This window comes from Pseudomonas sp. PSPC3-2 (assembly GCF_049897085.1).
Classification (GTDB): domain Bacteria; phylum Pseudomonadota; class Gammaproteobacteria; order Pseudomonadales; family Pseudomonadaceae; genus Aquipseudomonas; species Aquipseudomonas paraveronii.
This window is the reverse complement of the sequence record NZ_JAFCVO010000028.1, coordinates 15,511-39,131: the sequence shown is the minus strand read 5'-3', so window position 1 is coordinate 39,131 and position 23,621 is coordinate 15,511. Positions and strand designations below refer to the sequence as shown.

Below are 23,621 nucleotides of genomic sequence, written 5' to 3'. Positions count from 1 at the left end.
CTCAGTCGAGCACCGACGCATCGGCATCGATCATCATGTGCTTCATTTCTTCAAAATGCCGGCGCGAGAAATCGGTGATGCCTTCCCAGCCCCGCGCGGTTCTTTCCGCCACTTCATCGGACAACACCCGCAACGGCTGCCCGGTGGACCACGCCGTGACGAGGATCTGGCAGGCGCGCTCCAGGGTCCAGATATCGTCGAACGCTTCACCGATAGACGAGGCGGTCACCATCACACCGTGGTTGCCCATCAACAGGCGGCTCTTGCCGTCGAGCAAGCCGGCCAGGCGTGCGCCTTCGGCCTCGGTGTCGGCCATGCCGCCGTAGAGCTCGTCCACCGCCACGCGGTTGAAATAGCGTGCGGTGTTCTGGTCGATCGCCGGGATGTGCGGCTTGGCCAGGCACGCCACCGCCGTGGTGTAGACCGGGTGCAAGTGCAGCACGGCACGGGTGTGCGGCAGCCGTCGATGGATCTGCCCGTGGATCGACCAGGCGGTGGCGTCCACGTCCGGGTGGTCGGCACAGGCGGGGTCGTCGGCGTTCAATAGCAGCAGGTCGCTGGCGCGAATGCGCGAGAAGTGCTTCCACTTCGGGTTGAGCAAAAACTGTTTGCCATCGGCCGACACGGCAGCGCTGAAGTGGTTGGCCACCGCCTCGTGCATGCCCAGGTGGGCAACGATGCGAAAGGTCGCCGCCAGGTCGATGCGCGTCTGTTCTTCGAGGGATAACGCCATGGATCGGTCTCCGCAGGGCGCGGCCGCAAGACTGCGGCCGCGCAATAGGCTTACTTGGGCATCAGCGCCGCAAGGTCGGCATCGGTAGGCGCCTCGAAGTTGTACTTCTTGAGCAAGGCCGCGTATTCCGGCGTGGTGCGGTACTTCTCCAGACCGTCGAGCAAGGCCTGCTTGACCGTGTCATTGCCCTTCTTCACGCCGAAGCCGTTCAGCACCGGGTAGATCAAGGCGTCGGACGAAATCACCACGCGGCTGCCCAGTTTGTCGATCACACCACGTGCCACGGCCGCGTCGGTGATCTGCGCTTCGACCGCATGGGCCAGCAGGGCCTGGGTGGTTTGCGGGTCGGTGCTGTACTCGCTGATCTGGATCGGCTTCAACCCTTTGGCCACGCAGTACTCGGCCGACAGTTTGTTCATCTGCGCCAGCCAGGACGTAGCGCCCATGGAACCGATCTTGTGGCCGCAGAACTCTTCCGGGGTCTTGGGTTGGAAGGTGCTGTCCTTGAGGGTCAGGATCGACTCGCCGCTTTTCAGGTAGGGAATCATGTCGATGACCTTGACCCGCTCGGCAGTGATGTACATCGACGAGTTGGTCACATCGAAACGCCCGGCCTGCAGGCCGGTAATCAGGTTGGGAAAGCGCGTGTCGAGGGTCTCGACCTTGCGCCCCATGACCTTGCCCAGGCCGTCCATGAACTCAATATCGAAGCCCGCCGGCTTGTTGTTATCCATGTATTCATAGGGGAAGAACGTCACATCGGAACCGGCGATGATCTTGCCGTCCTGCTGGAACGCCGAAGCCGCCAACGAGGTCATCGCAACCGCTGCGCCCAGCAGGCACACGGCAAGGGGACGAACACTTTTACGAAACGCTGTCATGGTCAATACCTGCAAGGGAGTGGGGAGGTTAGGCAGTGGCAGAATCTTGTCCGGCCTGTTGCACAAAGAAAGACGCACCACGGGGTTTCTGCGGCAAGCGCAGTTGGTTGTCCGTGGAACGTATCAAGCCACTTTCTTCACCGGCTACCAGCAGGCCGGCATGTGCGCTGGGCAGAGGGTTTTCGCCGAATGGCAGCGCGTCTTCAGCGGCGTAGACGCTGATGAACAGGGTGCGCGGCAGTTCAGTCTCGTTAGGGCTGGAGGCGTGCAGCAAGCGGGTGTGCATGAAGCACACGGAACCGGCCGGGCCGTAGCAGGCGATCGGTTGCCGGCAGTGTTCCGCGACCACTGCGTCGTCCACCGCACCGGTGAAACGCTGGTTCTGCCAGTGCGACCACAGCGGGCCTTTATGGCTGCCGGGGATCACATTCAGCGGGCCGTTTTGCGGGGTCACTTCGCTGACCATCAGCAAGGCGGTGATGATGTCGTCGTTGCTGTGGGGCGTGAATAAAAAGTCCTGGTGCCACTTCACCTGGGTCGCGGTGTGGGGCAGCTTCGAATTGATCTTGCTGTGGTGAAAGCGTGCGCCGCTGGCGCCGATCAACTGCGCGGAAATCGCCGCCATGCGTGAATGCAACGCCACGCGTTCATACACTGGGGAAATCTCGGTGGGCGAGCTGACCCGGCGCAGCGACGGGTGATCGGCGCGATGGTCGCCCTCCAGATCGAAGCGTGCGCGGCCATCCAAGGTCGTGCCCCAGCCCTGATCATGGCCGCGACTTTCTTCTACCCACTGGTCGAAGTCGTGCTGCAGCGCGGCCACTTCGTCCATCGACAACACGCCTTCCACCACCAGGTATCCGTCGCGCCGGAACTGCTCGATTTCATCTTGCTCGATCATTTTATGTTTCCTGAACGTTAGAGGGGTCACGCCAGCGAGACGTCCTTGAGGAACGCCTCCACGCGTGGGTTCTGGCCGCTGCGCAATACCGCGGGCGTGTCGTCGCAGACCACACGCCCCTTCTCCATGAACACGATGCGATCGGAGACCTTGAACGCGAAATTCATCTCGTGGGTGACGATCACCATGGTGATGCCCTCCTCGGCCAAGGCTTCGATGACCTGCAGCACTTCGTTGACTTTCTCCGGGTCGAGCGCCGAGGTGGGCTCGTCGAACAGCATGATCTGCGGGCGCATCATCAGGGCGCGGGCGATGGCCACGCGTTGCTGCTGGCCGCCGGAGAGTTGGTGCGGGTACTTCCAGGCGTGGTCGAGCATGCCGACCTTGTGCAATAGCGCGTAGGCCTGTTGCTTGAGCTCGTCGGTGCGCCCCAGGCCGTGGTATTTCGGCGCCATCAGCAGGTTGTCGAGCACGCTCAAGTGCGGGAACAGGTTGAAGCTCTGGAACACCATGCCGATGTTCAAGCGATGCTCGGCGTGCTCGATGTACTGCGGTTTCTGCGCGCCGGTTTTGTTCAGGTGAATGAACGGCTGGCCGTTGATCTTGATCTCGCCGTTGTCCAGTTGCTCCAGGCCGTTGAGCAGGCGAATCAAGGTGGTTTTGCCCGACCCCGACGGCCCGATCACCGACACCACTTCACCGGGCAGGACCTGCAGGTTGACCGAGCCCAGCACCTCGATGTCGTTGTAGGCCTTGTGCAGCCGCGTGGCTTGCAGCGCCGGGGCCCCGCTGGTGGCCGGACGTTGCAGCGCGACCCGTTGTTGTGTGGCCAGGGCCAGCACCGCCGCATCGGGAACCCGCGACACATTGCGCTGGTTGACGTCGAGAAAGCGCTCCAGGCGTTTGAGCAGGAAGTCGAACACGGTGACGATAAACACGTAGAAGAACGCCACCGCCGCCATGGTTTCGATCACCAGGAAGTTCTGCGAATACAGGCGCTGGCCGACCATCAGGATTTCGGTGAGCGAGATCACCGACACCAGGGAGGTGAGCTTGACGATGGAGATGTATTCGTTGGCCAGGGACGGCAGCGCCACCCGCAATGCCTGGGGGATCACCACGCGCCATTGGGTGCCGAAAAACTTCAAGCCCAACGCCCGCGCCGCCTCGCCTTGGCCTTTGGGGATCGAGAGCAAACCGCCGCGATGGATCTCGGCCACATACGCCGTTTCGCAAATCACCAGGGCCAGCAAGCCGGACCAGAACGGGTCGGCCAGAATCGCCGAAGTGCCGGGCAGCGCTTGCGGCAGGTTGTAGATAAAGATCAACAGCACCAACAGCGGCAGGCTGCGAAACAGCCAGATATAGCCACGAGCGGGAACGCTGAGCAGCCCATGCCTGGATTGCTTGGCCAGCGCCAGCAGAAAGCCCAGACCGATGCTCAAGACCCAGGTCAAGGTGCTGAGCTTGATCACCGTCCAGGTCGCGCGCCAGAACTCGGCGTCGCCCAGCAGACCAAACGTGTAATTCCAGTCGAATGTCATCGTCGCGGTGCCCTGCCCCAAAAGAAGGAAATTGATCTGCATCAATGAAATCAGAGTCGTGGGGACGGGCCCTTGGGGTCAATTCGTAAAACCCGGTCCACTGGGTAGGCAGAACCTACGCAGCCCGCCGCCGCCCTCGAAACCACCAAAAATCAATGTGGGAGGGGGCTTGCCCCCGATAGCGGCGCATCAGCAACACATCAGCAAGCTGACCCAGTGCAATCGGGGGCAAGCCCCCTCCCACATTGGATAGGCCGCATGACCTGACCGAAAGGGTGCGCGCCTGAACTCACCGCGCCGAACACGCGACCTTTTGGTGCAAATTCAGCTCACACTGCTGAGCGAGCGCACCGCATGCGGGTCAAAAAAACTCGGCGGTGCCATGCCGGGGATGTACTGGTCAGACACAAACATCCGGCAGCGCTCGGCAAACGCCGACACCACGCGTGACAGCTGGGTGTTGCTCGCCGTGGCGTAGCCCAGCTTCATCGGTCGGTGCGTGCCCGCCAGGCGCAGGCGGATCACGCGTTTACCGTCCTGGGACAGGTTCGATTTGGGCCGCGCATTCGCGAAGGAATAACCGATCCCGTTGCCGACCATGGCGCGCACCGTTTCGAGGTTGGTGGAGCGCATGATGATGTTCGGCGTGGTGCCCGCCTGCATAAACAGGCTGAGGAAATAGTCGCGGCTCCAGGGCGTGTCGAGCAGCACCACCGGGTACGCCTCCAGGTCCTGCATGCTGACCGCCGACAGACTCGCCAGCGGGTGGTACTCGCCGACCATCACATACGGCGGCAGGTGTGCCAGGGGTTGGAAGTCGATGTCGGGGCTGGTCACCAGGTCGTAGGTCAGGGCGATGTCCAGCTCGCCACTGCGCAGTTTTTCCAGCAGTTCCTCGTGGTTACCCTCGGCCTGGGTCACGCGCACGCCCGGAAACGCGCGACCAAAGCCAAACACCAACTCGGGGGTGATCATCGGCGCCAGCGACTCCAGGCAGCCCACCCGCAGCGGCCCGCGCACGGTGTTCAATGACTCCGAGGCGATGGTGTAGAGGTTGCTCATCTGTTCCATGATCTGCTTGGCTTCTTGCATCACCAGACGCCCCACTGCCGTCAGGGAAATGCCCTGGGCGTGATGCCGGATAAACAGCTGGATGCCCAGCTCAGCCTCCATATGAGTGATCGCCGCCGAGATCGACGGCGAGGAGACATGGATGCGTTCAGCGGCGGCACTGATGCTGCCGGCCTCGCCCGACGCGACAAAATATTCCAGTTGGCGCTGAGTAATACGACTGAGCATCAGGCCTGTACCTCGGTAATGACTGTATGCCCAGCGTGTTGCAGGGTTCATGCCGGGATAGGCGCGGGGCCTGCGCAGGGCGATGACCAGCACGGGCTTCGGTTTTTCCTAAGCACTACCCCGCACAAATGCTGGTTTCGCCCGGCAACAGGCGATGTGAAGCTGATTGCATCCCGCTTCCGACGAGTCGCCAGCCATGCCCACCCACACCCGCATCCGCATGTTCAACACAAAGCAGACCTACCCCAACCAGACGCTGGACAACGACCTGTGCCAGGCCGTGCGCGCCGGCAACACCATCTATGTGCGCGGCCAGATCGGCACTGATTTCGACGGCAACCTGGTCGGCCTCGGCGACCCGCGCGCCCAGGCCGAACAAGCGATGAAAAACGTCAAGCAACTGCTTGAGGAGGCGGGTTCCGACCTGTCCCATATCGTCAAGACCACCACCTATTTGATCGACCCGCGCTACCGCGAGCCGGTGTATCAGGAGGTCGGCAAATGGCTCAAGGGCGTGTTCCCGATTTCCACCGGGCTGGTGATTTCCGGCCTGGGCCAACCCGAGTGGTTGATGGAGATCGATGTGATCGCCGTGGTGCCGGACGATTGGACCGTATGAAGGCGGCCGACGCCGAAGTCGTGTTGCACCTCGCGGAACAAGCCGGAGAACCCCATGCCCCACACCGTGTACTTCCTCAATGGCCCCAACGCCAACCTCTACGGGCTGGACAAGCACGGCACCTACGGCAGCGCCAGCTTCGCCAGCATCGAAGCGTGTTGCCAGGGCCACGCCGCTGAGTTGGGCCTGACCCTGGACTTTCGCCAGAGCAACCATGAAGGCGTGCTGGTGGACTGGATTCAAGAGGCCCGCCTGAACGCCGACGCCATCGTGATCAACGCCGCCGGACTGAGCTACAGCTCGGTGCCGATCCTCGATGCGCTACTGGCGTTCGACGGCCCGATCATCGAAGCGCACATGAGCAATATCTGGAAGCGCGAGAGCTTCCGGCATCACTCCTACGTGTCCAAAGCCGCCACCGGCGTGGTCGCCGGGTTGGGCGCGCTGGGTTACCGACTCGCACTCACGGCGCTGGCCGAGCTGCTCAAAGAGCCGCAGCAGTGAGCAGGCCGATCATCGATCAAATGCGGCTCTGCGGTGTTGCAGATAAACCTCTAACTTTTCAGGAAACGCCTATGTCCGTCGAAACAATCAACACCTTGGTAGTCGGCGCAGGCCAGGCCGGCGTCGCCATGAGCGAGCACCTGTCGCTGATGGGCGTGCCGCATATCGTGCTGGAGCGCAGCCGCATCGCCGAGCGCTGGCGTTCGGAGCGCTGGGACTCGCTGGTCGCCAACGGCCCGGCCTGGCACGACCGCTTTCCTAGCCTGAAATTCGAGGGCATCTCCCCCGAAGCCTTCCCGCCCAAGGAGCGCATGGCCGATTACTTCCAAGCCTATGTCGAGATGCTCAACGCCCCGGTGCGTACCGGCGTCGAAGTGTTGCAAGTGGAGCGCCATGTCGGTCGCCCCGGCTTCAAGGTGACCACCTCGGCGGGCGTGATCGAGGCCGCTAACGTGGTGGCCGCCACCGGGCCGTTCCAACGCCCCTCGATCCCGGACATCGTCCCCACCAGCGCGCCGCTGCATCAGTTGCATTCCTGCGCCTACAAGAATCCGGGCCAACTGCCCGAAGGCGCTGTGCTGGTGGTCGGCGCCGGTGCCTCCGGCTCGCAGATCGCCGAAGAACTGCAAAAGGCCGGCAAAACCGTGTACCTCTCGGTCGGCGAACACTACCGCCCTCCCCGCGCCTACCGCGGCCGCGACTATTGCTGGTGGCTCGGCGCCCTGGGCCTGTGGGACGAAGTCAAAATCCAGCCGAAGAAAAAACACGTAGCCTTTGCCGTCAGCGGCTACGAAGGCGGTAAGACCGTCGACTTCCGCCGCCTCGCACACCAAGGGATCACCCTGGTGGGCGCCACTGAACACTGGAACGCAGGCGTCATGACCTTCGCCCCTGGCCTGGCCGCCAACGTGGCAGAGGGGGATCGAGCGTACTTCGAGGTACTGCGCGACGCCGATGCCTATATCGAGGCAAACGGCTTGCCGTTCCCCGAAGAACCGCAAGCCTGGGAACTGCTGCCCGACCCGCAATGCCTGCTTGACCCGATCCTCAGCCTGGACCTGGCCGAAGCCGGCGTGACCACGATTCTGTGGGCCACCGGTTTCAAGTTCGACTTCAACTGGTTGAAGGTCGATGCGTTCGACGAGAACGGCGAACCGTTCCACAAACGCGGGATTTCGGCACAGAGCGGGATCTACTTCCTGGGCCTGCCGAATCTGGTGAACCGGGCGTCGTCGTTTATCTACGGGGTTTGGCATGATGCGAAGTACGTGGCAGATCACATCGTGTTGCAGAACGAGTACATGGCGTATGGCAAGGCTTAGCGCCTTGCTCCCAGCGCCACTTCAACGACCGATCCGTTACAATCGCCACTTTGGACATTCGCCAAGGAGGCAGCCATGAGCGTTCGTGGTCAAGATCGACAGATCGACAATATTGAATTCAATGTCAGCGACATTGCCCGCAGCAAAACGTTCTACGGCCACGCGTTCGGATGGACGTTCGTCGACTACGGCCCGACCTATACCGAATTCAGCGATGGCCGGCTGACCGGTGGCTTCACCGAGGGGGAGCCGGTGCGGCCGGGCGGTCCTTTAGTCATCTTGTATTCGGACAATCTCGAGGACGCACAGCGGCGGCTCAAGGCTGTGGGCGCGGTGATCTCCCGCGAAACCTTTTCGTTCCCCGGTGGAAGCAGGTTCCACTTCATTGATCCTGACGGCTATGAACTGGCCGTGTGGACAGCGCAACCGTAAAGACTGAGCTTTTATCGATTGAGCGAGCGCATGGTTTTATACATGCGCAAACTTTCCTTCCCCACTTTTATGCTGTTTCTGTGCTTGCAGGGTTGTGCAGAGATACCCACCCGTTCGGATGTAAATGCCGGTAAAAATTGGCCCCCTGCACCTCGTCAACTCTCCGCCTCCGCGCTTCTCCTCCTCCAGTCTCCGCCACATCGGCCGATAACCTTATTAGCCGCAAGCCTATTGCATGCGTCCCCTCACTGGATCGAGCCCGTCGCCATGAACCCACTCAACTTCCTAAAAAAAGCCCGGGCCGATCGACAAGGCACCGCTACCCTCACCTGCACCGCCAATGAGCTGGAGTCTTCATTGGCTAACCTGCGCATCGCGCCGGTGCTGATCACCGGTTTCATTTCCCCTCATCTGGACATCGACCAGGTCGCCGCGAAGCTCAAGCGCCGCTTCCCGCAAACCAGCATCAGCCTGTGTACCTCCGCTGGCGAGTTGTGCAACGCGGCGAATTCGCTGTATTGCACCACCGGCGAGCGCTGGGACCGGATTGTGCTGCAGCTGTTTGACGACAGCCTGATCGCCTCCGCCGAAGTGGTGATGGTGCCGCTGGAGTGTGAAGACATCCGCAGCGGCGGCAAGCGCATGGGCATGAAGGAGCGGATTGCCAAGCTGACGAACAATATCAAGCGCGTGCAGGTACACACACCGATCGACCATCGCGACACGCTGGCCTATGTGGTGTTCGACGGGTTGTCGGCGTCGGAGTCGTTTTTCATGGAGGCGCTGTATGAATCGGGGCGTTTCACCTGCCTGTTTGTCGGCGGGTCGGCCGGGGGCAAGCTGGATTTCCAGAAAACGCTGATCCATGACGGCCAGCGCAGTTACCAGAACCACGCACAAATCGTGTTCCTGAAGACCGCCGCGAATGTGCGTTATGGCGTATTTAAAAGCCAGAACTTCAAACCGGCGGATTTGACCTTCAGCGTGCTGACCGCCTCCGAAGAGGACCGCACGATTGACCAGGTGATCGACAGCGCGGGCAATATCAAGAGCATGGTGCAGGCGCTGTGTGACGCCTTCAATTGCACGCCCCAGGCGCTGGAACCGAAGTTGGCGGATTACTCGTTTGCCATCCGCGTGGGCGGTGAGTTGTTCGTGCGCTCCATCGCACGCATCGACTATGAACACCAGATCGTCCAACTGTATTGCGACGTGGCACCCGGCGAGGAGTTGGTGATGGTGCGACGCACGCCGTTGCGTGAGGCCACCCGCGTGGACTACGAACAGTTTCTGCGCGGCAAGGGCGGGCAGCCGGTGGCGGGCATTCTTAATGACTGCATTTTGCGCAGGCTGAACAACGCCACCGAGTTGGGCAGCATGGCCGGGACGTTTGGCGATGTGCCGCTGGCAGGGCTGTCGACTTTTGGTGAAATCCTGGGCTTGAACCTGAACCAGACACTGACCGCAATTTTCTTCTTTCGGGTGGCCAAGGGCGCCAGCTTCAGCGACGAGTACGCGGACAATTTCATTGCGCACTACGGCGAGTTCAAAGCCTTCTTCCTACGTCGCCAGGTGAATAAACTGGCGGGTTTGAACCATGTAGTGGTCAAGCAGATTGCGGCGTTCAAAAACAATGACTTCAGCGGCGCCCTGAATCCCCGCGGGCTGGACAGCAATATTTTGCCGGTGTTCGAGGGCCTGGCGGACCTGGGCCAGGTGTTGGCCCAGGCCGAACGTCAACACGCGGAAATCTCCTCGCAGATCAAGCATTACTCCGGCGAGTTGCACGCCTCGATGGATGAACTGGTTGGCACCATCGACCAGCAGAACACCGTGTCTGCGAAAGCCGGTGCGACGGTCGAGGGCTTGTCCAGCCAGGCCGATGATGCCGTGGTCGGCGCGCGGACCCTGGCCGGTTCGAGTTTGCGTATCCAGTCGATTGTACAGGTGATTCAACAAATCGCCGGCCAGACCAACCTGCTGGCGCTCAACGCGGCTATCGAAGCCGCGCGCGCAGGCGACCTGGGCCGGGGTTTTGCGGTGGTGGCGGACGAGGTGCGCAAGCTGGCGGAAATCACCCGCAAGAATGCGGCGGAAATCGGCGTGGATATCGACCTGTTATCCGGCGAAATCCAGCGTGTTGCCCAACAGATTGAAGACCAGTCCAGCGGCGTCGGTGCCTTGCGCGAAATGCTCGATGCGCTGGAGGCGTCAAGCCGTGCGACGGAGGGGACTGCGCAACGGACCAAGACCATTGCGGATACGTTGACTGGGCTTACGCATGCGTAGACCCCCATGGGGTCAACTTCGGATGTTCGAGTAGCTGGAACAGAGTGTTCAGCCAGAGGGCTCGCGTGCAGGGATGATCGCGAGTATCTGGCTGGGCATCCTTTAAGACTATGATGCGGCGCTCATCAGTGCATTCCGTATAGCGTTCAAAATTCGGGGGATTGCAGGGCCCGATTATTGGCGCAACGGAAGGCAATTCAATGCACAGATCGGGGCTAAAAAGCGACCCAGCGCAAGGTGCACATCACCGGAAACAATCGCTCAGCACCCGCTCAACGCCACCTGCGGCCGCTCGCCGGCAAAGAAAAACGGGCGCAACCGCACGCCGACGCTGTTGCCGATGAACGCCGCCACCAGCCACACCCAGCCATGCAGGCTGCCCGAGGCGATGCCGCTGAAGTACGCGCCGATGTTGCAGCCGTAGGCCAGGCGCGAGCCATAACCGAGCAGCAGGCCACCGATCACCGCAGCCCCCAGCGAGCGCGCAGGAATGTTCAGGCTGGGGGCGAAACGTCCGGCCAGGCCGGCGGCCAGGAGCGCACCGAGGAGGATGCCGATGTCCATGACGCTGGTGATGTCTTCCCACACCGGCGCGGCCAGGGCCTTGGCATTGCCCGGTATTTGCCAGAACGCCCAATTGCCCACCTCCACGCCCAGGCCGCTCACCACCTTGGCGCCCCACAGCGCGAACGCCGAGGTGATGCCCCACGGTCGACCGGCGAGTGCCAGGGTCGCGTAATTGAGCAGGGCCAGGCCAATCGCGCCCCACACCAAGGGCCAGGGCCCACGCAGAAAACGGCGCACGCCTCGGTGCTCGCTGGTCACCCCGGCTTCCAGTTGACCATGACGGGCTTTTTCCAAGCGCACGCTGACGGCTGCGATGAGGCCGAACACTGCCAGGTTCAAAAGCAACGCGGGCATGACCCCGAAACTTTTGACGATGGACGTCGCCGGCAACGCCGGCAGTGCAAACCACCAGCCCACATGGTGCGTGGCGATCAACGAACCACAGATAAAGAAGAACAGCGTCACCAACATGCGCGCATTACCGCCGCCCACGGTGAACAGGGTGCCCGACGCACAGCCGCCGCCCAACTGCATGCCGATGCCAAAAATGAACGCTCCGAACACCACCGACACCCCGGCCGGCGCTACCAGCCCAACCACCGGCTGGCCGAACAACGTGCCCGCCCCCAGCGCCGGGAAGAACAGCAACACCGCTATCGCCAGCATCACCATTTGCGCACGCAAACCGGCGCCGCGCCGGTCATTGATGAACACACGCCAGGCCGAGGTAAAGCCAAAGGCCGCGTGGTACAGGGTCAAGCCCAGCGCGGCGCCGACGACCAGCAACAGCACCTGGCGCGCGCCGACAAGGTTATGCAGGAACACGGCGCCCAGTACCAGCAGCACAAAAGCCACCAGGGGCGCGACGGGCTTGCGCGCAGAGGTTGTGGAAAGAGAGGTGCTCATGAGGTATCTCAATTCGTTTGAAGGGGTTTGATTACGAAGCCATCGAGTATAAACCGAGGGGTCGGTCTCCGGAGGAATCGGCATCCGAGCTGAAGGATTGTATAGGGGGACGGGGTATGCGATGATCCGCGAATCATAGGTAGGGGGGGTATATTGTGAGCCATATAGCGGCCAACAAAGACAGTCTGATCAAGCGTGTCAAACGCATTGCCGGTCAGATTCAAGCGGTGGAAAGAGCACTGGAATCGGACAGCGATTGCGCCAAGACCCTGCACCTGGTGGCCGCCACACGCGGCGCCATCAACGGTTTGATGGAAGAAATCATCGAAGAACATGCCCGCGCGCATGTGGCGGACCCATCCCTCAGCGAGGAAGAACGTAACCAGGGCGTCGAAGAGCTGCTTGAAGCCATTCGGCGGTACTCCAAATGAGCCTTGATCACACGCACGGTCACACCCACGAGCATGTCTTCCTCGGCGCGGCTCACGAAGAAAACGCCAAGCGCACCTTATGGGTGGTGATGCTGACGGTAGTGATGATGGTCGCGGAAATCGCCGCCGGCGCCCTGACCGGCTCGATGGCCCTGCTGGCCGACGGTTTTCATATGGCCACCCATGCTGGCGCGTTGGGCATCGCCGCTGCGGCCTATGCCTACGCCCGGCGCCATGCGTCCAGCCCGCGCTTCAGCTTCGGCACCGGCAAGGTCGGCGATCTGGGCGGTTTTGCCTCGGCGCTGATCCTGGCGCTGGTGTCCCTGGGCATTGGCATCGAGTCGATCATGCGCCTGCTGCAGCCGACCGAGGTGCAGTTTGGGACGGCAACCCTGATTGCTATCGTAGGGCTGGTGGTCAATATCGTCAGTGCGCTGTTGCTCGGCCACGGTCATAACCACGGGCATGACCACGACCACGAGCATGCCCACGGCCACCATGACCACGATAACAACCTGAGATCCGCCTACGTGCATGTGCTCGCCGATGCGCTGACCTCGGTGCTGGCGATCGCTGCGTTGCTGGCGGGGCGGTATCTGGGTTGGGTCTGGCTGGACCCGGCGATGGGCATCGTCGGCGCCATCGTGATTGCACGCTGGGCCTGGAGCCTGATGGGCGTGACCGCCGGCGTCCTGCTCGATCAGACCGACGTGCATGTTGCGGCGGAGATCCGGGAACTGGTGGAACAAGCGGGCGACGCGACGATTACCGACTTGCACGTCTGGCAGGTAGGGCCAGGTGTGCATGCGGCAATCGTGAGCGTCGTCGGCCACGCCACAGCGGATGCCGACAGCATTCGCGAACGCCTCAAACCGGTGCATGAAGTGAGTCACCTCACCGTCGAGTTTCGCACGCTCGATGCAGCGTAGCGACGACGCCGGGCGACTCGCCCCCTTACGAGCGTCCGACTGACCCGGAGACCGGAAGATTACCGAGCAACTTCAGCCCGGTACTCTTCACGAACGCGTCATAGTCCATCGGCCGTTGGATACGCGTCTGCGCGTTGGGCAGCACGTAAGCCCAGGCGCGTTGCGACGAGGCGTCGTACACCAGCTTGAACAGGCGCGTCGGCACCCAGACCTTGTTGTCGCCGATGGTGCCGTAGCCTGGGTCGAACAACGGGCCGGTGAACACAAACACATCGCCGCCGGCGCGCTTGGCGAACTTGCGCACATCCGCCTCGACCTTGCTCCAGATCTTACGGTTGTTGACAGGGTCTTGCGGCACCATGTTCGACAGCGCAAACGACTGTGCCATGGCATGGGCGTTCGGTGCGTCGGCGGCCGGGGATTGGTGGCCACGGTCGACGGCCGGATGCTGGCTGCGGTAGTCACTCAACTCCGCGCGCCCACCCTTAGGGATGCGCGGGTCGGGGTAGAACAGATTGGTGCGTTCCTCACCTTTGGCATCCTGCAACTGCGCGGCATTCAGGCGCTCGACCACCACCAGCGGCGTCTTGCTGGTCTGCGAATAGAGCACCGCGAAATTGTCCGAGCACAGGGCCAGGGGGCGCATGCCAGCAGGCACGGTGGCGGTGTTGATGGGTTTCGCGGCGGGAAAAAGATCGGCACAGCCATCAAAGGACGCGCGTTGCTCAGTGGCGGTATAGAGGTTGGGCAGGCTGCGGGCGTGGGCCCCGGTCGAGAGCAAAACAAGGGCCGACAACCCGACTGCAATGTTGCGTAAGTGCATGCTTTAGATCTTTTTGGTAAGGGTAAACGGATGACCACCGACGGTGGTGCGGGGGCTGTTGACCGTGAAAAACCAGGTTAGTGCCGCAGGGCGGCCCCTGCTCTATGCTTGGGCCGCGAGTTGCAGCCCTCCTGCACAGACAATTGCGCTCAATGGACGGCAAAAATCAGCGTTTGATTGATATGACCACCTTGGCGATTCTGAACACCGGTCTAAACTCCGATACCCAGTCATGCTCCGCAAGGGAGTCAGCGTGCCATGCAGTCCACCCTCAAACTGCTCGATCAACCCACCCGATATATGTTCTTCACCGGCAAGGGCGGCGTCGGCAAAACGTCGGTCTCCACCGCGGTGTCAATCGCACTGGCTGACGCAGGCAAGAACGTGCTGCTGGTCAGCACAGACGCCGCCTCGAACCTTGATGAGATGCTCGGCGTTGAGTTAAGCAATCAGCCTGTCGCGGTGCCGCACGTGCCTGGAATGTCCGTGCTCAATATCGACCCAGGGACCGCAGCCATTGACTATCGGGCCCGGGTTGTCGAGCAAATGGGCGCCCAGGCCAGCGATCAAGACATTGCGCTTGTGCGCGAGCAACTCTCAGGGGCATGCACGACTGAAATCGCAACCTTCGATGAATTCTCGCACCTGCTGTCGCAGGGCAGCGCGGCCTACGACCACATCGTGTTCGATACCGCGCCCACGGGGCACACGCTCAGACTGTTGAGCCTGCCAAAAGCGTGGAGCGGTTTTTTGAAGGGCAATGATCGTGGTGCGTCATGTTTGGGGCCGCACTCGGGCTTGAAAATGCAGGAGCAGCTATTCAATCAGGCATTGGCGGCGCTCAACGATCCAGCCCTGACCACTGTTGTACTGGTGACCCGCCCTGATAAAGGCGCGCTCGGCGAGGCGGCACGCTCCAGCGATGAGCTCCGTGAGTTGGGCCTGAAAAACCAGCGCCTGGTGGTGAATGCGGTGTTTAAACGCAGCAATTTGCATGACCCGATCGCAGCGGCGATTGAGTCCGTAGGCCAGCAGGCGCTCGACGAGATGCCCGCGTCACTGCGCCAGCTTTCAGCCGACTACATCCCACTCAAGGCAGTCGACTCCGTAGGCCTGCCCGCGCTTCGCGCACTGCTGACCCCGGAGCTTGCTCGCCGAGCCAGCACTGCAACCCCGGCACCGGCACGCCTGGAATATCACGCACTCTCGGAGTTGATTGCCGAGTTAGCTCACGACCAGCACGGCTTGATCATGGTCATGGGCAAAGGCGGTGTTGGCAAAACCACCATTGCCGCCGCCATCGCATTGGGCCTCGTGCAGCATGGCAAGTCCGTGCACCTGAGTACAACAGACCCTGCCGCACATCTGACGGTAACCCTCAACGCCGAGGTGCAGGGACTCAGCGTCGGCCGCATCGACCCTAAGGTCGAGACCCAAAAATACGTGAACAAGATCATCGCTTCCCGCGCGCCAGGTATGACGGAAGACGAAATAGCCTTGCTCATCGAGGATCTGCGATCCCCCTGCACCGAAGAGGTCGCGGTGTTCCACGCGTTCTCCCGCGTGGTTGCTCAAGCCAGAAGCGCATTTGTGGTATTGGACACCGCTCCCACGGGGCACTCCCTGCTACTGATGGACGCCACAGGCGCCTATCACCGCCAGATGGTTCGCGAATTCAAAGGCAAAGCCTCGGACCACATCGTCACGCCACTGATGCGCCTGCAAGATGCGGACTACACCAAAATCATTCTCGTGACGCTGCCCGAAGCCACACCGGTGTCTCAGGCGGCGGCGCTGCAGGATGACTTACGCAGGGCCAACATCGAACCGTTTGCCTGGGTGGTCAATAAGTCGTTACTGGCCACCGATACGACAGACCCGCTGCTGCGAGCGCGCCTGGATAGCGAGCGCAAACAAATGGCGAGGGTGGCCGACGAAACCCAGCATGCCGTCATCGTGGTGCCCTGGACGGCGGAGCCGCCGGTTGGCGTCGCCGGGTTGAAGCGCCTGCTGGACTGAAACGATACTCGGCGAACTCATGCTGTGCGCCTGGATTGCTGGAGCAAATCCCAGGCCCCAAAAAGCCTGCATCGCTGCAGGCTTTTCTCTGTCTGGCACGCCCCTGACTCGAATAGATAAACAAGCATCTGTTTTGCAATGAGACCCTGCTGATTTATATCCCTACGATTATCCCAATCAAGTTCGTACTTTATGCAAAGCACGGCAGCAGCAAGACGTAGGCCCGTCTGTGCTGGATTTGGCCCGGCGGGTTATCGATCAGAACCGTATTTATCGCCAGACAGTCTTTAGACCCGCTCTTAGCGTTGATACAAAGCTTTCCAATGACGGATCTTTCTCGGCGTGCTGCTTAAGCCTGCCGATGAAAATCCACTCATATTCGGCCCAAAAAATTCGAATCGTTTTGGGTGATTTGCAGTCGAATACAACTTGATAGATTCTTGTTTCTCGCTGCTGAACGACGACGCATTGCTCATGGCAAACCAATACTCGTTGCCCTGGTTCCAGGGTCGGAGCATTCAGCGGAAGGCGCTTCTCAATTGCTGTTTTGCGCATGATGACTGCCGTCCTTAAAATTCAAAAACCTTACGCGTTGCATCAAAAGCAAGGGCGATCCGCTGTTGCGAGGCGCTCATCTGGAGCCTTTGCGCATGACGCCCTATGGGGTCTTCAACAATCACGCAAAACCGGCCGCAGGGTCGTGCACCTTTAAAGCCACGCCTTGGGCGGACCTCCTCGGCCCCTCGTGGCTCAGGTGCCTCGACAATCCTGCTCATGACTAGCCTCCAGCGGCTCATATGTGCATAATATTATCATGCAATGATAATAGAAAGGCAATCGACTCGCCCCTGCTTCAGACAGGGGCGAGGTCTTTTAATCAATTGCGGGGCGGTAAATACATGCATGAGAACAGCAATACGTGAGCGCTTGGAGACCCGTATGAAACGTGAGGACGTAAAAACCAAATACGCTGAAGGCATTCAGTTTGATACCCATTTGATTGCCAACCCGGCCAACACCCAGGAGTGGATCGTCTTCTTTAAAAAGGATGCAGGAAGAAGCTTCTTCCTAGTCAATGACAACGAAGAAATCGAACCCTTCCGGTACCTTGATGATTTGATTCATGAACTGCGAGAAATCGGTATCAAGGTTGCTGAAATTCACTTTTGAATTGTTTTCCTTGGAGTGTCGTCATGTCCGTCAAAATCGAGCAGCTGTCTAGCCAGAGTGAACCGCTATGGTCTGTGTGCATTGGAGCCAGGCGCATTCAATTTCGCAATGAGCAGGGTGCAAAAGATTACGCAGAAAAGCTAAAAGAGCGTATTGAAGCCCCGCACTCATTCCCTCGCACATTGTCGTCCGCCGACAAGCGCGATAGCAGCAAACAATAATATTTAATGAATTTCTATTAACGCTAACGTTACGACAACACAGTATTGCTACTTCCGTAGCGCGCCGTGGAACTTAGTCAGTCAAATTGATTTTCATGTTGCACAGCGCTCGACGGTGCAAGAACGCTGAGGGATGGCCGGATCGGCCCGTGGGGCATAAGAAGATTTAGCCCGGCAGGCTGCCCTCGGGGTAGGTCAGCGTAGAACACACGCAGAAAATCGCCAGCTCGTAGTGAGCTGGCGAATCGGACGACGCGCGTGATTCCTGATGCGCTATTTAGCCACGCACGTAGGCCACCAAGGCGTCAGCGAACGACTCAGTGGTGCCGGCCCCGCCCATGTCGGCTGTCACTTGATCACGGGAGTTTTCCAGAACAGCGCGGATAGCGGTACGCACGCGTGTCCCCTTGTCCACCATGCCCAGGTAATCAAGCATGTCTGCGGCAGCCAACAACAATGCGCATGGGTTCGCGATGTTCTTGCCGGCGATGTCCGGCGCCGAGCCATGGACCGCTTCGAAGATGGCCGCATCGGCGCCGATGTTGGACCCCGGCGCCAAACCCAAGCCACCGACCAGGCCTGCGCACAAGTCTGAAAGGATGTCGCCAAACAGGTTGGTGGTGACGATGACATCAAATTGATGGGGATTCATCACCAACTGCATACAGGCGTTGTCGACGATCATCTCGTGGAATTCGATTTCCGGATAATCCGCCGCAACTTCACGCGCCACCTCAAGGAACAACCCGGAGCAAGACTTGATGATGTTGGCCTTGTGCACCGCGGTCACTTTTTTACGGCCTTTGCTACGAGCCAGCTCGAACGCGTACCGCACGATGCGTTCGGAGGCTGTGCGCGTTACGCGAATGCTCGCCAGAGCAACTTCGCCGTCCTCAGAAATACTTTGCCCTTCTGGCAGGTACGCCCCTTCGGTATTTTCGCGCACCGTGATGATATCGATATCTTCGAAGCGTGAACGAGTACCAGGGAAACTGATCGCCGGTCGGACGTTGGCGTAGAGATCGAAGTGGCGGCGAAGGTGAACGTTGATCGAGGAGAAGCCGCGGCCAATCGGCGTGGTCAGAGGGCCTTTGAGTGCGACACCGTGTTTGGCGATCGTCTCGATGGACACGGGCGGCATCAGTTGCCCATGCTGCTGCAAGGCCTCCAAACCGGCCTCAACGAAGTCATACTGAAGATTGCAGTCAAGGGCATCGAGTACGCGTAGCGTCGCTTGCATGATCTCGGGGCCGATGCCGTCACCCTTGATGATTGCGATGGTTTTGCTCATGGTCTCTTCCTTAACAGCGCTTTGTCAGCCTGCTGTTTTGATGGGGGCATTGAGACTGGTGTCACGAGTCTGCTGATAGGCATTGACTGTCTGACGGCTTTCACCGCGGCAGAGTGCCGTGTGTCATCCTCCGCGCCGTGACTGCGCAGGTCATCACGGATCAATTGACGAGCAACCTGAGTGGGTGTCAGCTCTCGCGTCGCACAAAACGGGCATGAACGCGGCTGCTACGAGCGAGCGCCCGGATCAAGCGTGCAGTCATTTGCTCCACCGATGACGCGCATAACATTAACATACAATGCTAATTCCACGTGGTGGAAAGCGGCGTTTTCCCGATGAGACAAAGGTCTTAGAACGCCTGTGCGTGGCAGGGCGAGGTCGCGTTTAGGCAGGCATAAAAGGAAGACGAGTTGTGGCTCGGATCGTTCAAGAACGGATGATCTTGCAAATGGTGGGCTGTCGATATTCAGGCGCTGCGGCGGCTGGATGCACACTGAGTGCGACAGTTGCCAACCGCGCAAAAGGTCGTGCAACTGCCGCACATCAGCCTGATTGATCTCAGCTTACAGCGGGTAGTGCGTTGGGTAATGCAGCTTCGCAACGCCGGTGTCGATAGCGGCCTTGGCCACTGCGCCGGCGATTGCGCCGAGCAGGCGAGCATCGAGTGCTTTGGGGAGAATGTAATCGCGCCCAAACTCAAGCTTATCGACATTGAATGCTTGCAGCACTGCCACAGGGGTTGGCTCTTTGGCCAGTTGGCGCAGTGCTTCCACTGCCGCAATTTTCATCGCTTCGTTGATCCGGGTTGCCCGAACATCCAGGGTCCCGCGAAAGATGAACGGAAAGCCCAGAACGTTATTTACTTGGTTCGGGTAGTCAGAACGGCCGGTCGCCATGATCAGGTCATCACGTGTGGCCATGGCCAGTTCGTAGCTGATTTCAGGGTCGGGGTTTGAGCAGGCAAACACGATCGGCTTGGGAGCCATCGCCGCCAGCGCTTGCGCAGGAAGAAGATTGGCTCCAGATAGCCCCACAAACACGTCGGCACCGCTCATGGCTTCCATCAGCGTAAGCGGGCCACCGTCGTTGACAAATTGTGCTTTGTATTGGTTGAGGTCTTTGCGGGCGGAGTGGATGACACCGGTGCGATCGACCATGTACAGATTGCTTTTTTGCGCGCCAAGACTGAGCAGCAGGCGCATGCAGGCCGTGGCTGCGGCACCCGCGCCGAGGCAAACGATTCTCGCGTTCTCCAGCGTTTTACCCTGAATTTCCAGCGCATTGAGCATACCGGCCGCGGTGACGATGGCGGTGCCGTGTTGGTCGTCATGGAAGACCGGGATGCTGCACAGTTCGATCAGGGCTTCTTCGATTTCAAAGCACTCAGGGGCTTTGATGTCTTCCAGATTGATGCCACCAAAGGTGTCAGCAATACGCACGACTGTGTCGATAAAGGCCTGGGAACTCTCAGCATTGACTTCGATATCGATCGAGTCGATGCCGGCAAACCGTTTGAACAGCAACGCTTTGCCTTCCATGACCGGCTTACTGGCCAAGGGGCCTAGATTGCCGAGGCCCAAAATGGCCGTACCGTTTGTGATCACGGCCACCAGATTGCCTTTTCCGGTAAAGCGATAGGCGTTCTCCGGGTCCCTCGCGATTTCGCGAACGGGCTCGGCTACGCCTGGGCTGTACGCCAGTGCGAGCTGGGCGGCGGTGTCGGCAGGCTTGGTCAGCGCAATGCCGATTTTTCCTGGGGTTGGGAATTCATGGTAATCCAATGCAGCCTTTTTGAAGTCGGTAGTCATGCGAGCCCCTAATTAGACGTTGATTATAATTTTATGTTAACACTATTATAATGCAAGACAATGAGGTCCTGAGCCACAGACCAGGATCAAATTGCCGGTTTGAATGCTGCTGATGAAGGGGTTTATCAGCGCCAGACCAACGCTATTGGCCCTAAGACTTCAGGGCGGGCCTGTATTTTTTGGCCAATCGCGCCCTCCTATGCTTGAACCCGTTTTAGGCCGCCTTGTGTGGCCATTTTTTTGCGCGCACGAATACCCAATGGGCCACGACCTAAGCGCGGCACATCTGGATTCAGGGTTTTCTCATTGCGTCTTGGACGCTGACCCACGCGCTTCGACACTCGTGCGAGTGCTTGACCCGGTTACATAAGGGCGTCGGCGTGGCTCATTGGTTCGGATCAGTGTTGATCCGTGTTAGGCGAGGCAGGGTGAATTCGCGGAAAGGATGGGGGCATCGATTCTTTCTTTAACACCGCTCAATCTTTACAGACATGATCAACCTTCCTGAGTGCAGCTGTCAGAAATGAACTTCAGCGGACTTGATACCCAGCTCGCGAAGCTCATGGATCAGATCATCGAGGCGTCCAAATGACTCCACTTCCTCATTGTCATTAACCAGAAAATAGCTCCTCCCTGCATCCTTTTTGAACAGAATGATCCACTCGTGCGTGTTGGCCGGATTGGCTATCACATGCGTGTCGAAGTGCATGCCTTCCCCGTGATTGGTTTTGACATCTTCGCGTTTCATGCGGGGTCTCCGGGCATAGGGTCCAGCTCTCTGAACACTGAATCTAGAGCGTCGCAGGTGGTGTGCCGAGGCTAGACCAATTGCTTTGCTATTATCACATGGTGTGAATAGTATGCACATGCCACCAGAACGAGGCTAGTCATGATTGCGATACGAGAAGCTTGGAAAGCGGGCTTGTTAGGGCGCGAACATTGGCTTAGAAATATCGTCTCGGGGGTCATCGTCGGCGTCGTAGCGCTGCCCTTGGCCATGGCATTTGCCATCGCCTCCGGCGTCAAGCCAGAACAGGGGATCTACACGGCCATTGTGGGTGGCTTGCTGGTTTCGCTGTTCGGCGGAAGCCGGCTTCAGATTGCTGGCCCCACAGGGGCGTTCATCGTCATTCTGGCCAGCGTGACAGCCAAGTACGGCGTTGATGGCTTGCAGGTCGCAACAATGATGGCCGGGGCAATTCTATTACTGCTCGGTATCACCAAACTTGGCGCACTCATCAAGTTCATCCCTGATCCCGTTATTGTTGGATTCACTGCCGGCATCGGGGTGATCATTTGGGTTGGACAATGGAAAGACTTTTTGGGCTTGCCGAAAATCAGTGGCGAGCATTTCCACGAGCGGCTGTGGCACCTCATCCAAGCATTCCCCAACCTTCATGTACCCACGACACTGTTAGCCCTGCTGAGCCTGGCACTGGTGGTCCTCACACCTAGACTGCCCGGCGTAAAGCGCGTTCCTGGCCCCCTGATCGCCATGGTCGTGGTGACGGCATTGCATGCCTATTTTCAATTCGACGGCGTGGCCACGATCGGGAGTGCCTTTGGGGGCATTCCCCAAGGGCTTCCCAAAATAGGCCTTCCTCAAATAACGCTGCCACAGGTCATTGAGTTGATCGGCCCGGCGTTTGCGATCGCAATGCTGGGGGCCATCGAGTCACTGTTGTCGGCGGTTGTCGCCGATGGGATGGCCGGCACCAAACATGACTCCAATCAGGAGTTAATCGGCCAAGGCATTGCCAACCTGGTTACCCCGCTGTTTGGTGGCTTTGCTGCGACAGGCGCGATCGCTCGAACAGCAACCAACGTCCGCAATGGCGGCAATAGCCCAATCGCGGGTTTTACGCACGCCCTCACGTTGATTCTGCTGATCTTCTTCTTGGCTCCTTTGGCTTCGGATATCCCACTTTGCGCGCTGGCGGCGATCTTGTTCGTGGTCGCTTACAACATGAGCGAACTGAAGCACTTCAAGCGCATGGTCAAACGAGCCCCCAAAGCAGACGTTGCCATCCTTTTAATCACCTTCGGCCTGACCGTTTTCAGTGACCTGACGATCGCCGTGAACATCGGGGTCATTCTCGCCATGCTGCAATTTATGCGTCGTATGGCTTCCTCCGTGGAGGTACAGCTCATGGTCGAAAAAGAGCTGGAGGTGGAGTTGCGCATGAATGGGCATACACATCTTCCTACCGGTGTTTTGGTTTACACCATTGAGGGCCCCCTTTTCTTTGGCGCAGCAGAAACCCTTGAGCGTGCTTTGGCGCAAACGCACACCGATCCCGAGACGTTGATTATTCGCCTGAAGCGAGTGCCGTTTATGGATATCACGGGCCTGCAAACGCTGCTCGAAGTGATAGAGCAACTGCAAAAACGCAACATTGTCGTAAAGCTGTGCGAAGCCAACGAGAAAGTGCTTGGCAAGCTCGACAAGGCAGGGATTCTTCAGGCGCTTGGTTCACAGCATTATCATGCTGACTTCAGCGGCGCACTGGTCAGCCATGTCCCGACTAACGAGACCCAGGACTAGACGTGAGGGGCAGGCGTGAATGAGGCGCGATGAGCAGGCATTTGTCGTGCCCGCTCATGCAGGGATGAATTATTTGCCATTGGCCGCAATTTTGCTTTTGGTCGCGTAGGACACGCCATGCGTCTCCAGGTAGTCCCTAATAAGCTGACGAACGACCTGAGAAGGCGTCAGATCCTGAGACGCACAAAGCTCCTCAAGGGCTTTTTTCTTGACGGGATCAATGAGCACCGTTAATCGTGCAGTCTTATTTTCCATGGAATGGCCTGTACCCTAAATCGATCAATGATAATCAAATTATAATAGTCGGACATTCATTTGTCACCGGTTAGCTTCCAGACGTGAGACGGCTTCCTGCAAATCACGTTGGTCGCCTGGATTACCGGGTCA

The 23,621-nt window shown here is 59.4% G+C and carries 23 protein-coding genes; 11 read left to right on the top strand and 12 right to left on the bottom strand.

Annotated features, from left to right (window positions below; all coding sequences use genetic code 11):
• Position 1 precedes the first annotated feature (1 nt).
• The 5 genes from ACP7CJ_RS27830 to ACP7CJ_RS27810 form a co-directional block, all read right to left on the bottom strand.
• Complete coding sequence (locus tag ACP7CJ_RS27830) at positions 2–733, bottom strand: class II aldolase and adducin N-terminal domain-containing protein (protein WP_426102667.1); 732 nt, start codon at positions 731–733, stop codon at positions 2–4.
• A gap of 50 nt (positions 734–783) precedes the next feature.
• Complete coding sequence (locus ACP7CJ_RS27825; protein WP_426102665.1) at positions 784–1,614, bottom strand: ABC transporter substrate-binding protein; 831 nt, start codon at positions 1,612–1,614, stop codon at positions 784–786.
• A gap of 28 nt (positions 1,615–1,642) precedes the next feature.
• Positions 1,643–2,515 carry a phytanoyl-CoA dioxygenase family protein gene (locus ACP7CJ_RS27820; RefSeq protein WP_426102663.1) on the bottom strand — a complete coding sequence of 291 codons (873 nt, stop codon included), beginning with the start codon at positions 2,513–2,515 and terminating at the stop codon, positions 1,643–1,645.
• Between the two features lie 26 nt (positions 2,516–2,541).
• Complete coding sequence (locus ACP7CJ_RS27815) at positions 2,542–4,059, bottom strand: amino acid ABC transporter permease/ATP-binding protein (protein WP_276194098.1); 1,518 nt, start codon at positions 4,057–4,059, stop codon at positions 2,542–2,544.
• 324 nt (positions 4,060–4,383) lie between these two features.
• On the bottom strand, positions 4,384–5,358 hold the full coding sequence (locus ACP7CJ_RS27810) for a LysR family transcriptional regulator (RefSeq protein ID WP_276194099.1): 975 nt from the start codon (positions 5,356–5,358) through the stop codon (positions 4,384–4,386).
• A gap of 196 nt (positions 5,359–5,554) precedes the next feature.
• Here ACP7CJ_RS27810 and ACP7CJ_RS27805 point away from each other — a divergent pair, with 196 nt between their 5' ends.
• The 5 genes from ACP7CJ_RS27805 (at position 5,555) to ACP7CJ_RS27785 (ending at position 10,524) form a co-directional block, all read left to right on the top strand.
• Positions 5,555–5,977 carry a RidA family protein gene (locus tag ACP7CJ_RS27805; protein ID WP_276194100.1) on the top strand — a complete coding sequence of 141 codons (423 nt, stop codon included), beginning with the start codon at positions 5,555–5,557 and terminating at the stop codon, positions 5,975–5,977.
• Between the two features lie 54 nt (positions 5,978–6,031).
• Entirely contained in the window at positions 6,032–6,481 is a 450-nt protein-coding gene (locus ACP7CJ_RS27800; RefSeq protein WP_426102661.1) for a type II 3-dehydroquinate dehydratase, read from the top strand.
• Positions 6,482–6,552: 71 nt separating this feature from the next.
• A complete protein-coding gene (locus ACP7CJ_RS27795; protein WP_276194102.1) occupies positions 6,553–7,803 on the top strand; it encodes a flavin-containing monooxygenase in 1,251 nt (416 codons plus the stop codon).
• A gap of 75 nt (positions 7,804–7,878) precedes the next feature.
• Positions 7,879–8,235, top strand: coding sequence for a VOC family protein (locus tag ACP7CJ_RS27790; protein ID WP_426102659.1), 357 nt, complete (start codon positions 7,879–7,881; stop codon positions 8,233–8,235).
• 267 nt (positions 8,236–8,502) lie between these two features.
• On the top strand, positions 8,503–10,524 hold the full coding sequence (locus tag ACP7CJ_RS27785) for an FIST N-terminal domain-containing protein (protein WP_276194104.1): 2,022 nt from the start codon (positions 8,503–8,505) through the stop codon (positions 10,522–10,524).
• 261 nt (positions 10,525–10,785) lie between these two features.
• Here ACP7CJ_RS27785 and ACP7CJ_RS27780 read toward each other — a convergent pair whose 3' ends face one another.
• Complete coding sequence (locus ACP7CJ_RS27780) at positions 10,786–11,997, bottom strand: YeeE/YedE family protein (RefSeq protein WP_426102657.1); 1,212 nt, start codon at positions 11,995–11,997, stop codon at positions 10,786–10,788.
• 155 nt (positions 11,998–12,152) lie between these two features.
• Between ACP7CJ_RS27780 and ACP7CJ_RS27775 the strand changes: the two genes are divergently transcribed.
• Both ACP7CJ_RS27775 and dmeF read left to right on the top strand, forming a co-directional pair.
• Positions 12,153–12,428, top strand: a complete 276-nt coding sequence (locus tag ACP7CJ_RS27775; RefSeq protein WP_017849380.1) for a metal/formaldehyde-sensitive transcriptional repressor — start codon at positions 12,153–12,155, stop codon at positions 12,426–12,428.
• A complete protein-coding gene (gene dmeF, locus ACP7CJ_RS27770; RefSeq protein WP_426102655.1) occupies positions 12,425–13,357 on the top strand; it encodes a CDF family Co(II)/Ni(II) efflux transporter DmeF in 933 nt (310 codons plus the stop codon). Before ACP7CJ_RS27775 ends, dmeF begins: the two co-directional genes overlap by 4 nt.
• Positions 13,358–13,382: 25 nt before the next feature.
• Here dmeF and ACP7CJ_RS27765 read toward each other — a convergent pair whose 3' ends face one another.
• On the bottom strand, positions 13,383–14,180 hold the full coding sequence (locus ACP7CJ_RS27765; protein WP_276194107.1) for a DNA/RNA non-specific endonuclease: 798 nt from the start codon (positions 14,178–14,180) through the stop codon (positions 13,383–13,385).
• A 258-nt stretch (positions 14,181–14,438) separates the two neighbouring features.
• Between ACP7CJ_RS27765 and arsA the strand changes: the two genes are divergently transcribed.
• Complete coding sequence (arsA, locus tag ACP7CJ_RS27760; protein WP_426102653.1) at positions 14,439–16,199, top strand: arsenical pump-driving ATPase; 1,761 nt, start codon at positions 14,439–14,441, stop codon at positions 16,197–16,199.
• A gap of 270 nt (positions 16,200–16,469) precedes the next feature.
• On the opposite strand, the gene ACP7CJ_RS27755 is transcribed toward arsA, so the two are convergent.
• The gene (locus ACP7CJ_RS27755; protein WP_276194109.1) at positions 16,470–16,754 is read right to left on the bottom strand and encodes a hypothetical protein; all 285 of its coding nucleotides are present in this window, start codon (positions 16,752–16,754) and stop codon (positions 16,470–16,472) included.
• Between the two features lie 384 nt (positions 16,755–17,138).
• On the opposite strand from ACP7CJ_RS27755, the gene ACP7CJ_RS27750 reads away from it, so the two are divergent.
• Together ACP7CJ_RS27750 and ACP7CJ_RS27745 are read left to right on the top strand one after the other, a co-directional pair.
• Positions 17,139–17,369, top strand: coding sequence for a hypothetical protein (locus tag ACP7CJ_RS27750; protein ID WP_017845892.1), 231 nt, complete (start codon positions 17,139–17,141; stop codon positions 17,367–17,369).
• A gap of 23 nt (positions 17,370–17,392) precedes the next feature.
• Positions 17,393–17,590: a hypothetical protein gene (locus tag ACP7CJ_RS27745; RefSeq protein WP_247398169.1), complete on the top strand. Its 198-nt coding sequence runs from the start codon at positions 17,393–17,395 to the stop codon at positions 17,588–17,590.
• Positions 17,591–17,867: 277 nt separating this feature from the next.
• Here the strand turns inward: ACP7CJ_RS27745 and ACP7CJ_RS27740 are convergent, their stop codons facing one another.
• From ACP7CJ_RS27740 to ACP7CJ_RS27730, 3 genes are all read right to left on the bottom strand, one after another.
• Positions 17,868–18,881, bottom strand: coding sequence for an isocitrate dehydrogenase (locus tag ACP7CJ_RS27740; RefSeq protein ID WP_247398167.1), 1,014 nt, complete (start codon positions 18,879–18,881; stop codon positions 17,868–17,870).
• A gap of 563 nt (positions 18,882–19,444) precedes the next feature.
• Positions 19,445–20,689 (bottom strand): malic enzyme-like NAD(P)-binding protein, encoded by a 1,245-nt coding sequence (locus ACP7CJ_RS27735; RefSeq protein ID WP_276194110.1) that lies wholly within the window; start codon positions 20,687–20,689, stop codon positions 19,445–19,447.
• A gap of 517 nt (positions 20,690–21,206) precedes the next feature.
• A complete protein-coding gene (locus tag ACP7CJ_RS27730) occupies positions 21,207–21,437 on the bottom strand; it encodes a hypothetical protein (RefSeq protein WP_198717600.1) in 231 nt (76 codons plus the stop codon).
• 141 nt (positions 21,438–21,578) lie between these two features.
• Between ACP7CJ_RS27730 and ACP7CJ_RS27725 the strand changes: the two genes are divergently transcribed.
• Complete coding sequence (locus ACP7CJ_RS27725) at positions 21,579–23,234, top strand: SulP family inorganic anion transporter (RefSeq protein ID WP_276194111.1); 1,656 nt, start codon at positions 21,579–21,581, stop codon at positions 23,232–23,234.
• Between the two features lie 69 nt (positions 23,235–23,303).
• On the opposite strand, the gene ACP7CJ_RS27720 is transcribed toward ACP7CJ_RS27725, so the two are convergent.
• On the bottom strand, positions 23,304–23,489 hold the full coding sequence (locus ACP7CJ_RS27720) for a ribbon-helix-helix protein, CopG family (protein WP_019694382.1): 186 nt from the start codon (positions 23,487–23,489) through the stop codon (positions 23,304–23,306).
• Positions 23,490–23,621 lie beyond the last annotated feature (132 nt).

Excerpts from the sequence above, each read along its gene's own strand:
- ACP7CJ_RS27790 (WP_426102659.1), top strand. The coding sequence starts at position 7,879 with ATGAGCGTTCGTGGTCAAGATCGACAGATCGACAATATTGAATTCAAT.
- ACP7CJ_RS27800 (WP_426102661.1), top strand. The coding sequence starts at position 6,032 with ATGCCCCACACCGTGTACTTCCTCAATGGCCCCAACGCCAACCTCTAC.
- arsA (WP_426102653.1), top strand. The coding sequence starts at position 14,439 with ATGCAGTCCACCCTCAAACTGCTCGATCAACCCACCCGATATATGTTC.
- ACP7CJ_RS27735 (WP_276194110.1), bottom strand. The coding sequence starts at position 20,689 with ATGACTACCGACTTCAAAAAGGCTGCATTGGATTACCATGAATTCCCA.
- ACP7CJ_RS27810 (WP_276194099.1), bottom strand. The coding sequence starts at position 5,358 with ATGCTCAGTCGTATTACTCAGCGCCAACTGGAATATTTTGTCGCGTCG.
- ACP7CJ_RS27785 (WP_276194104.1), top strand. The coding sequence starts at position 8,503 with ATGAACCCACTCAACTTCCTAAAAAAAGCCCGGGCCGATCGACAAGGC.
- ACP7CJ_RS27750 (WP_017845892.1), top strand. The coding sequence starts at position 17,139 with ATGAAACGTGAGGACGTAAAAACCAAATACGCTGAAGGCATTCAGTTT.
- ACP7CJ_RS27730 (WP_198717600.1), bottom strand. The coding sequence starts at position 21,437 with ATGAAACGCGAAGATGTCAAAACCAATCACGGGGAAGGCATGCACTTC.
- ACP7CJ_RS27780 (WP_426102657.1), bottom strand. The coding sequence starts at position 11,997 with ATGAGCACCTCTCTTTCCACAACCTCTGCGCGCAAGCCCGTCGCGCCC.
- ACP7CJ_RS27825 (WP_426102665.1), bottom strand. The coding sequence starts at position 1,614 with ATGACAGCGTTTCGTAAAAGTGTTCGTCCCCTTGCCGTGTGCCTGCTG.
- ACP7CJ_RS27725 (WP_276194111.1), top strand. The coding sequence starts at position 21,579 with ATGATTGCGATACGAGAAGCTTGGAAAGCGGGCTTGTTAGGGCGCGAA.
- ACP7CJ_RS27815 (WP_276194098.1), bottom strand. The coding sequence starts at position 4,059 with ATGACATTCGACTGGAATTACACGTTTGGTCTGCTGGGCGACGCCGAG.
- ACP7CJ_RS27755 (WP_276194109.1), bottom strand. The coding sequence starts at position 16,754 with ATGCGCAAAACAGCAATTGAGAAGCGCCTTCCGCTGAATGCTCCGACC.
- ACP7CJ_RS27720 (WP_019694382.1), bottom strand. The coding sequence starts at position 23,489 with ATGGAAAATAAGACTGCACGATTAACGGTGCTCATTGATCCCGTCAAG.
- ACP7CJ_RS27830 (WP_426102667.1), bottom strand. The coding sequence starts at position 733 with ATGGCGTTATCCCTCGAAGAACAGACGCGCATCGACCTGGCGGCGACC.
- ACP7CJ_RS27740 (WP_247398167.1), bottom strand. The coding sequence starts at position 18,881 with ATGAGCAAAACCATCGCAATCATCAAGGGTGACGGCATCGGCCCCGAG.
- dmeF (WP_426102655.1), top strand. The coding sequence starts at position 12,425 with ATGAGCCTTGATCACACGCACGGTCACACCCACGAGCATGTCTTCCTC.
- ACP7CJ_RS27745 (WP_247398169.1), top strand. The coding sequence starts at position 17,393 with ATGTCCGTCAAAATCGAGCAGCTGTCTAGCCAGAGTGAACCGCTATGG.
- ACP7CJ_RS27795 (WP_276194102.1), top strand. The coding sequence starts at position 6,553 with ATGTCCGTCGAAACAATCAACACCTTGGTAGTCGGCGCAGGCCAGGCC.
- ACP7CJ_RS27765 (WP_276194107.1), bottom strand. The coding sequence starts at position 14,180 with ATGCACTTACGCAACATTGCAGTCGGGTTGTCGGCCCTTGTTTTGCTC.
- ACP7CJ_RS27820 (WP_426102663.1), bottom strand. The coding sequence starts at position 2,515 with ATGATCGAGCAAGATGAAATCGAGCAGTTCCGGCGCGACGGATACCTG.
- ACP7CJ_RS27805 (WP_276194100.1), top strand. The coding sequence starts at position 5,555 with ATGCCCACCCACACCCGCATCCGCATGTTCAACACAAAGCAGACCTAC.